13 protein-coding genes are annotated in these 13,266 nt (G+C 64.8%); 11 read left to right on the top strand and 2 right to left on the bottom strand.

Going from position 1 to position 13,266, the window contains the following annotated elements:
• The first annotated feature begins 23 nt into the window (after positions 1 to 23).
• The 4 genes from dapD (at position 24) to EJ071_RS03150 (ending at position 2,397) form a co-directional block, all read left to right on the top strand.
• Positions 24 to 878, top strand: a complete 855-nt coding sequence (gene dapD / locus EJ071_RS03165) for a 2,3,4,5-tetrahydropyridine-2,6-dicarboxylate N-succinyltransferase (RefSeq protein ID WP_126096782.1) — start codon at positions 24 to 26, stop codon at positions 876 to 878.
• A 70-nt stretch (positions 879 to 948) separates the two neighbouring features.
• The gene (locus EJ071_RS03160) at positions 949 to 1,311 is read left to right on the top strand and encodes a DUF805 domain-containing protein (RefSeq protein ID WP_126096781.1); all 363 of its coding nucleotides are present in this window, start codon (positions 949 to 951) and stop codon (positions 1,309 to 1,311) included.
• Positions 1,304 to 1,681, top strand: a complete 378-nt coding sequence (locus tag EJ071_RS03155) for a DUF805 domain-containing protein (protein ID WP_189521405.1) — start codon at positions 1,304 to 1,306, stop codon at positions 1,679 to 1,681. Before EJ071_RS03160 ends, EJ071_RS03155 begins: the two co-directional genes overlap by 8 nt.
• 14 nt (positions 1,682 to 1,695) lie before the next feature.
• Complete coding sequence (locus EJ071_RS03150; RefSeq protein ID WP_126096779.1) at positions 1,696 to 2,397, top strand: hypothetical protein; 702 nt, start codon at positions 1,696 to 1,698, stop codon at positions 2,395 to 2,397.
• On the opposite strand, the gene EJ071_RS03145 is transcribed toward EJ071_RS03150, so the two are convergent.
• Positions 2,372 to 3,406, bottom strand: a complete 1,035-nt coding sequence (locus EJ071_RS03145) for a 2-dehydropantoate 2-reductase (RefSeq protein ID WP_126096778.1) — start codon at positions 3,404 to 3,406, stop codon at positions 2,372 to 2,374. The genes EJ071_RS03150 and EJ071_RS03145 overlap by 26 nt on opposite strands.
• A 116-nt stretch (positions 3,407 to 3,522) precedes the next feature.
• Here EJ071_RS03145 and dapE point away from each other — a divergent pair, with 116 nt between their 5' ends.
• Positions 3,523 to 4,722, top strand: coding sequence for a succinyl-diaminopimelate desuccinylase (gene dapE / locus EJ071_RS03140; RefSeq protein WP_126096777.1), 1,200 nt, complete (start codon positions 3,523 to 3,525; stop codon positions 4,720 to 4,722).
• Positions 4,723 to 4,724: 2 nt separating this feature from the next.
• A complete protein-coding gene (locus EJ071_RS03135) occupies positions 4,725 to 5,330 on the top strand; it encodes a transporter (RefSeq protein ID WP_126102462.1) in 606 nt (201 codons plus the stop codon).
• A gap of 55 nt (positions 5,331 to 5,385) precedes the next feature.
• Here EJ071_RS03135 and EJ071_RS03130 read toward each other — a convergent pair whose 3' ends face one another.
• Positions 5,386 to 6,495, bottom strand: a complete 1,110-nt coding sequence (locus EJ071_RS03130; RefSeq protein ID WP_126096776.1) for a Gfo/Idh/MocA family oxidoreductase — start codon at positions 6,493 to 6,495, stop codon at positions 5,386 to 5,388.
• A gap of 249 nt (positions 6,496 to 6,744) precedes the next feature.
• Here EJ071_RS03130 and EJ071_RS03125 point away from each other — a divergent pair, with 249 nt between their 5' ends.
• The 5 genes from EJ071_RS03125 to EJ071_RS03105 all read left to right on the top strand — a co-directional run bounded on the left by EJ071_RS03125 (position 6,745) and on the right by EJ071_RS03105 (position 12,924).
• Positions 6,745 to 7,590 (top strand): MurR/RpiR family transcriptional regulator, encoded by an 846-nt coding sequence (locus tag EJ071_RS03125; protein ID WP_189521522.1) that lies wholly within the window; start codon positions 6,745 to 6,747, stop codon positions 7,588 to 7,590.
• 154 nt (positions 7,591 to 7,744) lie between these two features.
• On the top strand, positions 7,745 to 9,679 hold the full coding sequence (iolC, locus tag EJ071_RS03120; protein ID WP_126096774.1) for a 5-dehydro-2-deoxygluconokinase: 1,935 nt from the start codon (positions 7,745 to 7,747) through the stop codon (positions 9,677 to 9,679).
• A 51-nt stretch (positions 9,680 to 9,730) separates the two neighbouring features.
• Positions 9,731 to 11,581 carry a 3D-(3,5/4)-trihydroxycyclohexane-1,2-dione acylhydrolase (decyclizing) gene (gene iolD / locus EJ071_RS03115; RefSeq protein ID WP_126096773.1) on the top strand — a complete coding sequence of 617 codons (1,851 nt, stop codon included), beginning with the start codon at positions 9,731 to 9,733 and terminating at the stop codon, positions 11,579 to 11,581.
• Between the two features lie 151 nt (positions 11,582 to 11,732).
• Entirely contained in the window at positions 11,733 to 12,647 is a 915-nt protein-coding gene (gene iolE / locus EJ071_RS03110; protein ID WP_126096772.1) for a myo-inosose-2 dehydratase, read from the top strand.
• A gap of 64 nt (positions 12,648 to 12,711) precedes the next feature.
• A complete protein-coding gene (locus tag EJ071_RS03105) occupies positions 12,712 to 12,924 on the top strand; it encodes a DUF3329 domain-containing protein (protein WP_126096771.1) in 213 nt (70 codons plus the stop codon).
• Positions 12,925 to 13,266 lie beyond the last annotated feature (342 nt).

Here is a 13,266-nt window from a genome sequence, read left to right as displayed (position 1 = left end):
CAGCTTTGTAATGGAGCAAATTCATGTCCACGCCTGATCTGGCGAGCCTCGAAAAGACCATCGAAAAGGCCTTCGAGGAGCGCGATACGATTTCGACCGCCACCCGCGGCGAAACGCGCGACGCCATCCAGTCGGCGCTCGACCTGCTCGACCGTGGCGTGGCCCGCGTCGCCGAGCGTCAGGAGGACGGCAAGTGGCACGTCAACCAGTGGCTGAAGAAGGCGGTGCTGCTCTCCTTCCGGCTGAACCCGATGGAGATCATCAAGGGTGGCCCGGGCCAGGCGGTCTGGTGGGACAAGGTGCCATCGAAGTTCGACGGCTGGAGCGCCGTCGATTTCGAGAAGGCCGGCTTCCGCGCCGTGCCGTCCTCGGTCGTGCGCCGCTCGGCCTATGTCGCCCCGGGCGCGGTGCTGATGCCGTCCTTCGTCAATGTCGGCGCCTATGTCGATACAGGCACGATGGTCGACACCTGGGCCTCGGTCGGCTCCTGCGCCCAGATCGGCAAGAACGTGCATCTTTCCGGCGGCGTCGGCATCGGCGGCGTGCTGGAGCCGATGCAGGCCGGCCCGACCATCATCGAGGACAATTGCTTCATCGGCGCGCGCTCCGAAGTGGTCGAGGGCTGCATCGTGCGCGAAGGCTCGGTGCTCGGCATGGGCGTGTTCATCGGCCAGTCGACCAAGATCGTCGACCGCGCCACCGGCGAGGTCTTTTACGGCGAAGTGCCGCCGAATTCGGTTGTTGTTGCCGGCTCGCTGCCTGGCAAGCCTCTGCCCAATGGCGAGCCGGGGCCAAGCCTCTACTGTGCCGTCATCGTCAAGCGCGTCGACGCCAAGACCCGCTCCAAGACCTCGATCAACGAATTGCTGCGCGATTGATCTTTTCCGGAAACGGACGCACCTTCCGCCGGCGCGACATTCCGTCGCGCCGGTTCAACGGAGGGGCGTCATGGACTGGAAGTACCTGCTGACGAGTTTCGACGGCCGCATCAACCGCGCCAAGTTCTGGGCCGGCATCGGTATATTCATCGTCATCGCCATTGTTGCCTTCATTCTCGATACGATCCTCGGCACGCGTTTCACCACCGACAGCGGCGATCAGATCGGCGTCATCGGCATCCTCGTCATGCTGGCATCGATCTATTTCGCGATTGCTCTCTATGCCAAACGCTGGCACGACCGTAACAAGTCGGGCTGGTGGACGCTGATCGGCCTTATCCCCATCATCGGCGGCATCTGGATGCTGATCGAGCTCGGCATCCTCGAAGGCACCAATGGCGCCAATCAATACGGACCGGACCCGCTTGCCTGAAAAAGCAGACTTTATCTGGCTCTTCTTCAAAACCTCGGGCCGCGTCAGCCGCGCGGCCTATTTTCTCGGCGGATTGCTGGTTGCGCTCGTCCAGGCTTTCCCGCTCTATCGCTTCACGCTGGTGCCGGACGGCTCGGCCGAGAGCAACATGTGGTCGTTCGTCTTCTTCCTCACCTTCCTCGCCTCGCTATGGTCGAACATCGTGCTGGCGGTGAAGCGGCTGCACGATTTCGACAAGCCGGGCATCGCGGCGCTGGTGCTGTTCGTCCCAGTCGTATCGATCGTCGCTTTCCTGGTGCTTTGCCTGTTTCCGGGGCAAGCCGGGCCCAATCGCTACGGCAGCCGCACGAATGCGCCGGCCGACCGCTAGATGCAGCAGCCGCCATGCGCTACCGCACGCTTGATCCGAAGCTGATCATCGAGACCGCCGAAAGGCTGGAAGAGCGTGTCGCTGAGCGCTTTCCGGACGCAGGCCTGCGTGGCGTCGCCGGAGAACTGGTGTCGCTGTCGCGCGACCTGGCAAAAGCCGCCAAGGCCCTGGAGGCGCCGATCTGGTGGCTGCGCGGCGTCATCATCGCCGCTGTCGTCGCCGGCGCGCTTATCTTCCTGTTCGTCGGCACCATCCTGCCGCTCGGCCGCTTTTCCGGACCCGGCGATGCCGTCCAGTCGGTGCAAGGCATCGAATCCTCCCTCAATGTCCTCATCCTTGCCGTCGTCGGCTTCCTGGCGCTGATGCGGGCCGAGGAGCGCATCAAGCGCAAGAAGGTATTCCGCGAGCTGCATGGCCTTCGCTCGTTGATCCATGTCATCGACATGCACCAGCTGACCAAGGATCCGGCGAGACTGTCGGCCAATTTCAAGCCGACCGCCCATTCGCCGGCGCGCATCGCCAGCGCTGCCGACCTCGCGCGCTATCTCGACTATTGCTCGGAGATGCTGTCGATCACCGGCAAGATCGCGGCGCTGTTTGCCCAATCGGTCAATGACGACGTGGTCGTCGACGGCGTCAACGACGTCGAGAACCTGGCCTCCAACCTGTCGCGCAAGATCTGGCAGAAGATCACGCTGATCGAGGGCCGCCGATGACATTCTCCGGCGTCAATCCAGGCGGGCCGCGCTTTTCCGCCTCGGCCTGACGCACCAGCGCCGCGACGCGCTCGATCTTCGGCGCCGGCGTGCCCGTCTGCTTCGCCAGGCTGAGCACCGCGCCCTGCAAGTCGTCGATCTCGGTCGGGCGGCGGCGCTCGAGATCGTCCCACATGGAGGAGCGAGCCTCCGGGTCGATTGCCAGCAAGCGCCGGGCCAGCACTCCGAACAGCCAGTCGGGAAGCCTCAGCACTTTCGGCAGCAGCGACGGCGGCAGGCCGGTGATTCGCGCCGGTTCCATGCCGGCGGCCTTCATCGCCGCGAGCGCCTCGTCGATCTGGCCGGCCAGGATCCGGCGCCAGCGCCGGTCGGCCAGCTCACGCGCCAGCGGCAGGCCGGAGAGCGCCACAAGCGCGTTGTTGAGGTTCATCAAGAGCTTGCTCCACTGCACGGCCTTCATGTCGGAACGCGCTTCGACCCCAAGCCCTTCGACACCGAGCAGTCCAGCGAGGCCGTCCACCCCCTCCTCGACCACAATTTTGCCCTCGCTCGCTCGATGAACCCGGAACGGCGCCTCGCCCTCCGGCGACTGTACGACATTAAACGGCACCATGCCGGCGAGCACGCGCTGCGCAGGAAGCTTGGCGCGCAGCTTGTCCGCATTGCCGACACCGTTCTGCAGGCTGACCACGATGGCGTCGGGGCGGGCACGGCCCGCAAGAAGCGCAGCCATCTCCACGGTCGCGCCGCTTTTCACAGTGACGAGAACGATATCCGCGTTGCGCAGCGCCATCGCCGGATCGTCGGTGACCGTAAGCGCCTCCGGATCGATGCGGCGGTCGCGGCCGTCGAGATCGCTGACCCGAAGCCCGTCCTTGCGCATGGCCTCGACGATGCGGCCGCGCCCGAGGAAATTCACCTTTCGCCCGGCGAGCGCCAGGCAGCCGCCGACATAGCAGCCAATGCTGCCGGCGCCGGCGACGGCAATGGTTTTTTCTTGCCTGGCCATGCAATCGTCCCGACTTGGCTCGCAACTATACGACATGACAACCATATTGTCGGCGGCGTGATCGCCCACCATGTCCGACCGTGACAGGTCCGTTGCTTTCGACTATCGCTTTGCCCATGAAATTGCCGACCGACCCCGCCCGGAACCTCGCCGCCCTGATCCGCTGTCCCTCCGTGACGCCCGCCGAGGGCGGCGCGCTGCAGGCGCTGGAAGTCATGCTGAAGCCGCTCGGCTTCTCGGTCGAGCGGCCGGTATTCGCCGAAAGCGGCACGCCGGATATCGAAAACCTCTATGCGCGCCGCTCCGGCAACGGCCCGCATCTGATGTTTGCCGGCCATACCGACGTCGTGCCGGTCGGCGACGAGGCGGCCTGGACCCATCCGCCCTTTGCCGCCGACGTCGCCAATGGCGAGATGTACGGGCGCGGCGCCGTCGACATGAAGGGCGGCATCGCCTGCTTCATCGCCGCCGTGGCGCGCCATATCGACAAGAACGGCGGCCCGAAAGGTTCGGTCTCGCTGCTGATCACCGGCGACGAGGAGGGGCCGGCCATCAACGGCACGACGAAGCTGCTCGACTGGGCGGCCGCCAAGGGCGAGAAGTGGGATGCCTCGATCGTCGGCGAGCCGACCAATCCGGATACGCTCGGCGACATGATCAAGATCGGCCGGCGCGGCTCGCTCTCCGGCAGCGTCATCGTCAACGGCCGCCAGGGCCACGCCGCCTATCCGCAGCTTGCCGACAATCCGGTGCGCGGGCTGATGAGCCTGGTCGATGCGCTGCTCCATCCGGTATTCGACAAGGGAACGAAGGATTTCCAGCCGACCAATCTGGAAGTGACGTCGATCGATGTCGGCAATCCGGCGACCAACGTCATCCCGGCCAAGGCCACCGCCACCTTCAACATCCGCTTCAACGACACTTGGGATGCCGAGACCATCCAGGCCGAGATCCACAACCGGCTCGACCAAGCGGCGGGCCGCAAGAAATACCGGCCGGGCAAGAAGACGCCGGTCGATTACGAGCTCGTCTGGCGCGACCGGCCGAGCCATGTCTTCCTCACCCGCGACGACAAGCTGATCGGCACGCTGAGCGCATCGGTTGCGGCGGTGGTCGGCAAGACGCCGGCGCTCTCCACCTCCGGCGGCACGTCGGATGCGCGTTTCATCAAGGATTACTGCCCGGTGGTCGAGTTCGGGCTGGTCGGCAAGTCCATGCACATGGTCGACGAGCGCGTGGCGCTTGCCGATCTCGAGACGCTGACCCAAATCTACGAACGTTTCATCGAAGACTGGTTCGGACAGGACCTCGCGTGACCATGCTTTCGGCGGACGAAACCTATGCTTCGCTGGCCGGCGCCTGGCGGCTGATGTTCGGCAAGGCAGACGGCCTGCGCATGCTCGACCTCTCGGCGGACGGTTTCTGGAATTCCTTCTTCGCCATCGTCGTGGCATTGCCGGCATTGATCGTCGGCTGGGTCGGCATCGCCAACGAGATCGGCGATCCGAACGCCTTCGCCGGCCGCCTCGGCATGCTGCTCAAGCTGGCGACGGTCGATATCGGCTCCTGGGTGCTGCCGCTGGTGGCGCTTGCGCTGGTCGCGCCGCGCGCCGGCATCGGCGGCCGCTTCGTCCACTATGTCGTCGCCTCCAACTGGGCCTCCGCCATCATCGCCTGGCTGATGCTGCCGTCGGCGCTGCTGAGGTTGTTCGTGTCTTCGGCCGACGAGATCAGCGGATTGGTCTCGCTGCTTCTGTTCGCGCTGTCGATGGTGCTGACCTGGCGCATGACCAATGCGACGATCGGCAAGGGTGCCGCTGTCGGCACCGCGGTGTTTGCCGGCATGTTCGTGGCCTCGCTGCTTGTCCTGTTCGGGCTGCAGGCGCTGCTCGGCATCGACATGCCGGACGGCGCGAGAGGCTGATCCCTTCCGAGCCGAAAGCGGTCTTTCAATCCATCGTCAGGCGCCGGCCGTTGGACTATCGCACATCCATCCAGCGCTGCTCCTGGAACGACCGCGCCATCGCATGCACCGTGCGCTCGATCTCCAGCCCCTCGTCGAAGTCGATGATCCGCGCCGGCTTGCCGGCGATCCGCATCAACAGCTCGCGGCATTCGATCATCTTGAGGTCGTTGAAGCCCAGTCCATGGCCGGGCGCAGGCAGGAAGGAATCGTAAGGCTTGTGGTGCGGCGCCACCAGGATGGTGCGATAGCCCTGCTCGGTCGGCCGGTCGGCGGTGAGGTAGAGCTGGAACTCGTTCATCCGCTCCTGGTCGTAGAGGATCGAGCCTTTCGAGCCGAAAATCTGGATGGCGATGCGGCCCTTACGGCCCCAGGCCGAACGGTTGACCAAGAGCGTGCCGGCGACGCCGTTTTCGAGATGCATCAAGACGCTTGCGATATCATAAGTCTCGACCGCGCGGCGGCCGCCGGAGGCGACCTTGCGGTCGGCATAGGGTTTTGCCATGTCGCACATGACGCGACTGACGCGGCCGAACAAAACCTCGATCAGCGACAGCGGATGCACGGCGAAATCGTCGAGCGCGCCATAGCCGGAGGCAGCCTCATGCTTCCAGAAGAACAGCGCGTCGGGGTCGGCCATGAAATCCTCGTCCATCTCGATGCGGACGAGATTGACGTCGCCGATGATCTTTTCCTCTAGCAGCGCGCCGATGTGGCGGATGGCAGGGTTCTGGATGTAGTTATACCCAAGCACGGCGGCCTTGCCGGATTTCTTTGCCGCCTCGGCCATCGCCTCGGCTTCCGCAAAACTCGGCGCCATCGGCTTCTCGCACCACAGGTGCTTGCCGGCTTCGAGGATCGCGATCGCCATTTCGGGATGGAACTGGTTGGGCGTGGTCAGCGAGACGACGTCGACCTCCGGGTCGTTGACCACGGCGCGCCAGTCGCCGGAGCCCTTGGCGAAGCCGAACTCGCCCGCCTTGCGCCTGGCAAGCTCGTCATTGACCTCGCCCAGATGCACCAGTCTCGGCTTCTCGACATCGGGAAAGACGGTGCCGACCGCGTTCCAGGCGATGGCGTGGCACTTGCCCATGAAGCCCGTGCCGATGAGGCCCACTCCGACCATGTCGATGTCTCCGCGCTAGAGCAATTCCAGGAAAAGTGTGAAGCGGTTTTCCGCCCGGAATTGCGTCAACAAACAAGTAGACCGGTTCCGCGTTTCGCGGAACCGGTCTGGGAAAAAGTTCGTATGGATGAGTTAATCCATTTCTCTCAAGAATGGAACGTCCAAATCATTTTTTATGGTGTTCTTGCGCGAACTCGTTATGATGAGGCAGGAGAGGGAACTTTCAATATGGCCGTGGGCGGAGCGACGATGGACGAACGGGTGCCGCGCGATTTCGAGACGTTGCGCGCAACGATCCTGGAGCGGCGCGCGAGCCTGCCAAAGCGGATCGCGCAGATAGCCGCCTATGCGCTCGACAATCCCGACGACATCGCCTTCGGCACGGCGGCGAGCATCGCCGCCTCGGCCGGCGTCCAGCCCTCGACGCTGATCCGCTTCGCCCAGCAGCTCGGCTTCGACGGCTTCACCAGCCTGCAGCAGGTGTTCCGCGAGCGCCTGCGCGAACGCAATTCCTCCTATGACGAGAGGCTGGCGGCACTGCGCGCCAAGGCCGAGGAAGGCGCCGGCCATCGGGCGATCTTCGACGGCTTCGTCGCCGCCGCCAGCACCTCGCTCAGCGATATTTCGCGCGCGTTGAACGATACGCATTTCGAAGAGGCGGTCGCGCTCCTGGCGAAGGCCGAGACCATCTATGTGCTGGCCAAGCGCCGGTCCTATCCGGTCGCCTCCTACATCGCCTACGCGCTGGGCAAGCTCAAGATCCGCAATCAATTGGTGGAATCGGCCGCGGGCCTGAATGCCGAGATGATCGGCTTCGCCACGCCGCGCGACGCCGTCATCGCCATCAGCTTCTCGCCTTATGCGCCGGCGACCATCGAGGAGACGCGCTCGATCGCGGAGCAGGGCGTGCCGATCGTCGCCATCACCGACTCATCGTTTTCGCCGCTCGCCCAGTTCGCCAAGGTCTGGTTCGAAGTGGCGGAGGCCGATTTCGGCGGCTTCCGCTCGATCTCGGCGACGATGGCGCTCGCCATGGCGCTGACCGTCGCCGTCGGCGAGAAGCGTCGCGACGTCGGCCGCAAGCGCAAGGCCTGAGCGGCCCGAGGTTCGCTTTTTCCGTCTGGGAATGCTCATTCCATATTGACTATAGATTGGAATTATTATTTCATATTGACGGCACCACGCGGCCGTTCGCGCGCGCTGCCCAAAACGACGCTGCTCTGCACAACAAGGCCGATGGGAGGTTCGAATGGGCGAAGCCGTGGAAGCGAAATATCCGCCGCTCGACGTCATCACGATCGGCCGCGCCTCGGTCGATCTCTATGGACAGCAGATCGGCTCGCGGCTGGAGGACATCACGTCCTTCGCCAAGTCGGTCGGCGGCTGTCCGGCCAATATTTCCGTCGGCACGGCAAGGCTTGGGCTCAGCTCGGCGCTGCTCACCCGCGTCGGCGACGAGCAGATGGGCCGCTTCATCCGCGAGCAGCTCAGGCGCGAAGGCGTCTCGGTCGACGGCTTGAAGACCGACAAGGAACGGCTGACGGCGCTGGTGCTGCTTTCGGTCGAGGACGAAGGCGTCTCGCCGATGATCTTCTACCGCGCCGACTGCGCCGACATGGCGCTGGCTGAAGAGGACATCGACGAAGCCTTCATCGCTTCGGCCCGCTCGGTCGTGGTCACCGGCACGCATTTCTCGCGCCCCAATTCCGATGCCGCGCAGCGCAAGGCGATCCGCCTCATGAAGGCCAAGGGCGGCAAGGTGGTCTTCGACATCGACTACCGCCCGAACCTTTGGGGACTTGCCGGCCATGCCGAAGGTTTCGAGCGCTACGTCAAATCCGACCGCGTCTCGGCGCGGCTGAAGACGGTGCTGCCGGACTGCGACCTCATCGTCGGCACCGAGGAGGAGATCATGATCGCCTCCGGCGCCGACGATTGCCTGAGCGCGCTGAAGACGATCCGCTCGCTGTCTCCGGCCACCATCGTGCTCAAGCGCGGCGCCAAGGGCTGCATCGTCTATGACGGGCCGATCAGCGACGATCTCGAGGACGGCATCGTCGGCAAGGGCTTTCCGATCGAGATCTACAATGTGCTCGGCGCCGGCGACGCCTTCATGTCCGGCTTCCTGCGCGGCTGGCTCGGCGGCGAAAGTTTTGCCACGGCGGCGACCTGGGCCAATGCCTGCGGCGCCTTCGCCGTGTCGCGCCTGCTCTGCGCGCCGGAATACCCGACCTTCGAGGAGCTGCAGTTCTTCCTGAAGCACGGTAGCAAGCATCTGGCGCTGCGCAAGGACGAAGCGATCAACCATATCCATTGGGCAACCACGCGCCGGCGCGACATCCCCTCGCTGATGGCGCTCGCCTGCGACCATCGTGTCCAGCTGGAGGACGTCGCCGCCAGGGTCGGCGCCGACACTTCGCGTATTCCGGACTTCAAGGTGCTCACCGTCCAGGCGGCGGCCAGGGTCGCCGCCGGCCGCGACGGCTACGGCATGCTGATCGACGAGAAATATGGCCGCGACGCCATGTTCGAATTCGCCCGCCATCCCTTTGCCTGGCTCGGCCGCCCGGTCGAGCTGCCCGGATCGCGGCCGCTGCGCTTCGAATTCTCGCAGGACATCGGCTCGCAGCTCACCGACTGGCCGGTCGACCATTGCATCAAATGCCTGTGCTTCTATCACCCGGACGACCCCGAGGCGCTGAAGACCGAGCAGCAGCAGAAGCTGCGGGTCCTGTTCGAGGCGGCGCGGAAAGTCGGCAGGGAGCTTCTCGTCGAGATCATCGCCGGCAAGCACGGCAAGCTCGACGACACCAGCATTCCGCGCGCGCTCGAGGAACTCTATGCGCTTGGCATCAAGCCCGATTGGTGGAAGCTCGAGCCGCAGGCTTCGGCGAACGCCTGGGCGAAGATCGAACAGGTGATCGTCAAGAACGATCCGTGGTGCCGCGGCGTCGTGCTGCTCGGCCTGGAGGCGCCGCAGGACGAGCTGGTCGCAGCATTTGCCGCAACGAGCAATGCGCCCATCGTCAAGGGATTCGCCGTCGGTCGTACCATCTTCATCAACGCCGCCGAACAATGGCTTGCCGGCAGGATGTCGGACGACGAAGCTATCGCCGACATGGCCTCGCGCTTCGAGCAGCTGACCGAGGCATGGCTTGCCGCGCGCGGCCGCAAAGCAGCATAAGAAGACGGGCAGCATAACAAGGCGGCACAAGGAAAGCCGGAGGAACCGACAATGAGCAAGACCGTTCGCCTGACGATGGCGCAGGCGCTGACCCGCTTTCTCAGCCGGCAAATGACCGAGATCGACGGCAAAAAAAAGCCGATCTTCGGCGGCGTCTGGGCGATCTTCGGCCACGGCAATGTCGCCGGCATCGGCGAGGCGCTCTACCAGGTGCGCGACGAGCTGCCGACCTTCCGCGCCCATAACGAGCAGGCGATGGCGCATGCCGCGATCGCCTATGGCAAGGCCAATTTCCGCCGCCGCTTCATGGCCGCGACCACCTCGATCGGCCCCGGCGCGCTCAACATGGTGACCGCAGCCGCGCTCGCGCACGTAAACCGGTTGCCCGTCCTGTTTTTACCAGGCGATGTCTTCGCCAACCGCCTGCCGGACCCGGTGCTGCAGCAGGCCGAGGATTTCTCCGACGGCACGGCGAGCGTCAACGACTGCTTCCGTCCCGTGTCGCGCTATTTCGACCGCATCACGCGGCCCGAGCAGATCATCCCGGCGCTGAACCGCGCCATGCAGGTGCTGACCGATCCGGCCGAATGCGGCCCGGTCACGCTGTCGCTCTGCCAGGACGTGCAGGCCGAGGCCTATGACTATCCCGAAAGCCTGTTTGCCGAGCGCGTCTGGACGCCGCGCAGGGTTCGCCCCGACCGCCACGAGTTGGCGGCCGCCGTCGCGGCGCTGAAGGACGCCAGGAAGCCGCTGGTGATCGCCGGCGGCGGCGTCCTTTATTCGCAGGCTTCCGGAGAGCTGGCCAAGCTGGTGCAGGGCGCGGGCATTCCGGTCTGCGAGACGCAAGGCGGCAAATCCTCGCTGCCGGACGACCATCCGCTCAACATGGCGGCGGTCGGGGTCACCGGCACGTCGGCCGCCAACCGGCTGGCCGAAGAGGCTGACGTCGTACTTGCCGTCGGCACCAGGCTGCAGGATTTCACCACCGGCTCCTGGGCGCTGTTCAAGAATGCCGGCCGCACCATCATCGGGCTGAATACGCAAGGTTTCGACGCAGGCAAGCACTGGGCGCTGCCGCTGGTCGCCGACGCCTCTGAAGGCTTGGCGGAACTTTCCGCCGCGCTGAAGGGGTGGAAGGCACCTAGCGCCTGGACCGACAACGCGCTGAAGGGCAAGAAGGAGTGGCAGGCCGCCGCCGCCAAGGTGACGGCCTCGACCAATGCCGCCTATCCCTCCGACGCGCAGGTGATCGGCGCCGTGCAGCGCGCGATGGGCTCGGGCGTCACCTTGCTGCATGCGGCAGGCGGCCTGCCGGGCGAACTGCACAAGCTCTGGCAGGCGGGTGCGCCCGGCTCCTACCATGCCGAATACGGCTTCTCGACCATGGGCTACGAGATCGCCGGCGGTCTCGGCGTCAAGATGGCCAAGCCCGACCAGGAGGTCGTCGTCATGGTCGGCGACGGCTCCTATTTGATGCTGAATTCCGAGATCGCCACTTCAGTGATGCTGGGGCTTAAACTCACCATCGTGCTCCTCGACAACCGCGGCTATGGCTGCATCAACCGGCTGCAGATGGCGACCGGCGGCGCCAACTTCAACAATCTCTTGAAGGACGCGCGCCACGAGGTGATGCCCGACGTCGACTTCGCCGCCCATGCCGCAAGTCTCGGCGCCGTCGCCGAAAAGGTGGCGTCGATCGCCGAGCTGGAGACGGCGCTGGCCAAGGCGAAGGGCAACGACAAGACCACCGTGCTCGTCATCGATACCGATCCGCTGGTCTCGACCGAGGCCGGCGGCCATTGGTGGGATGTCGCGGTGCCGGAAGTCTCGTCGCGACCGCAGGTGAATGCCGCGCGCAAGGCCTATGAGGACAAAAAGCAGATGCAAAGCATCGGTGACTGAAACTGGCGCCGCCTACCCCCTACCTCCCCCTTGTGGGGAGGTCGGACCGAAGGTCCGGGTGGGGGTGCGGCGCCGACCCCCACCCGCTGCTGCGCAGCGACCCTCCCCACAAGGGTGAGGGTAGGCACGAACTTGAACCTGGAGTGACGACTTGAAAGCCAAACTGGGCATGTCCCCCATCGCGTGGTGGAACGACGATCTCGTGGAATTGAGCGATGACGTGTCGCTGGAGGAATGTCTGCGCCAGTCGCGCTCGGCCGGCTTCACCGGCATGGAGATGGGCCGTCGCTTCCCCAACGATCCCAAGGTGATGCTGCCGATCCTGAAGGAGGCCGACGTCACGCTCTGCGGCGGCTGGTTCTCCGGCACGCTGGTCAATGAGGACCTGGCCAGGAACAAGGATCGCATCCAGCCGATGATCGACCTGTTCAAGGCGGTCAACGCGCCCTGCATCGTCTATGGCGAGGTCGGCCGCTCCATCCAGGGCGACCGTTCGAAACCTTTGGCCACCAAGCCGAAACTCACCGGCGACGAGATGAAGGCCTATGGCCGGCGCGTCACCGAATTCGGCGAATGGTGCGCTGAACAGGGCATGCCGCTCTCCTACCACCATCACATGGCGGCGGTGGTCGAGACCGAGCCGGAGCTCGACGCCTTCATGCGCCATTCCGGTGAGGGCATTCCGCTTTTGCTCGACGCCGGCCACCTCGCCTTTGCCGGCGGCGATGTGCTGCGCGCCATCGACAACCATCACAAGCGCATCAACCACGTGCATGTGAAGGACGTGCGCATGGGCGTGATCGACGGTCTCGACCGCACCAAGCAGTCCTTCCTCGATGCGGTGGCGCTAGGCGCCTTCACCGTGCCGGGCGACGGCTCGCTCGATTTCGGCGCCATCGTGCAGCGCTTCGCCGATTATGGCTATGAAGGCTGGTTCGTGGTCGAGGCGGAGCAGGATCCGAAGAAGAACCCGCCGCTCAAGATGGCTGAGGTCGGCCACAAGGAGCTGATGCGGGTGATGACGGCCGCCGGCTACACGGTGGAGACGCAGGGCTTCCCGGCATAAACGGTGGATTTGGCCTGGCGCGCGGTTTATCCGTTGCGCTTTGGGCAAATCCTGGATTGGCGCGATGAAAGACTATGAGCACCCCTTCTTCCGGCCGTTGTGGCGGCGCATCGCCGTCGTCGCGGTCTGCCTGGTCTGGTCGGTGATCGAGTTCGCCTCCGGCACGCCCTTCTGGGGCGTCATTGCGCTCGGCTTCGCCGGTTACGCGGTGTGGCAGTTCTTCTATCTCTACAAGCCGGCCGAGGAGACCAAACCTCCGGCCGAGCCGAAGGAATGAAGCGGTTCATGGGATGGGAGTCTCACGGATCGGACAGCGCGCGCATGGCGGATCGGATGCATTGGCGATTGGCTGAAACGCTTTTCGCATCGTCATCCACGGGCGGAGCAAGGAGCGAAGCGACGCGCGCAGACCCGAGGATCCATGCCGTGACGTCAAAACAGCCGCCGCGGTGCAGAATTCTGCTCCGCTGCACCCTTCGGCCAAGGTTACGGAATGGATCCTAGGGTCTTCGCGACGGAGCTTCGCTCCTGCTTCGCCCTAGGATGACGAAGTTTGGAGGCTTCGGCCAATCCCGAAGGTTTGCGCCCGATCTTTCAGCCGGCGAAACCTCCGGGGCAG

Origin of the sequence: Mesorhizobium sp. M1B.F.Ca.ET.045.04.1.1 (assembly GCF_003952465.1) — a bacterium.
GTDB classification, from domain to species: domain Bacteria; phylum Pseudomonadota; class Alphaproteobacteria; order Rhizobiales; family Rhizobiaceae; genus Mesorhizobium; species Mesorhizobium shonense.
The sequence above is the reverse complement of the archived record's forward strand: the minus strand, read 5'-3'. Positions and strand labels throughout refer to the sequence as shown.

What these genes read in the sequence shown, in the direction of transcription:
- EJ071_RS03105 (WP_126096771.1), top strand. Translation starts at nt 12,712, where the DNA reads ATGAAAGACTATGAGCACCCCTTCTTCCGGCCGTTGTGGCGGCGCATC.
- EJ071_RS03150 (WP_126096779.1), top strand. Translation starts at nt 1,696, where the DNA reads ATGCGCTACCGCACGCTTGATCCGAAGCTGATCATCGAGACCGCCGAA.
- dapD (WP_126096782.1), top strand. Translation starts at nt 24, where the DNA reads ATGTCCACGCCTGATCTGGCGAGCCTCGAAAAGACCATCGAAAAGGCC.
- EJ071_RS03135 (WP_126102462.1), top strand. Translation starts at nt 4,725, where the DNA reads ATGCTTTCGGCGGACGAAACCTATGCTTCGCTGGCCGGCGCCTGGCGG.
- EJ071_RS03145 (WP_126096778.1), bottom strand. Translation starts at nt 3,406, where the DNA reads ATGGCCAGGCAAGAAAAAACCATTGCCGTCGCCGGCGCCGGCAGCATT.
- EJ071_RS03130 (WP_126096776.1), bottom strand. Translation starts at nt 6,495, where the DNA reads ATGGTCGGAGTGGGCCTCATCGGCACGGGCTTCATGGGCAAGTGCCAC.
- dapE (WP_126096777.1), top strand. Translation starts at nt 3,523, where the DNA reads ATGAAATTGCCGACCGACCCCGCCCGGAACCTCGCCGCCCTGATCCGC.
- EJ071_RS03125 (WP_189521522.1), top strand. Translation starts at nt 6,745, where the DNA reads ATGGACGAACGGGTGCCGCGCGATTTCGAGACGTTGCGCGCAACGATC.
- iolD (WP_126096773.1), top strand. Translation starts at nt 9,731, where the DNA reads ATGAGCAAGACCGTTCGCCTGACGATGGCGCAGGCGCTGACCCGCTTT.
- EJ071_RS03160 (WP_126096781.1), top strand. Translation starts at nt 949, where the DNA reads ATGGACTGGAAGTACCTGCTGACGAGTTTCGACGGCCGCATCAACCGC.
- iolC (WP_126096774.1), top strand. Translation starts at nt 7,745, where the DNA reads ATGGGCGAAGCCGTGGAAGCGAAATATCCGCCGCTCGACGTCATCACG.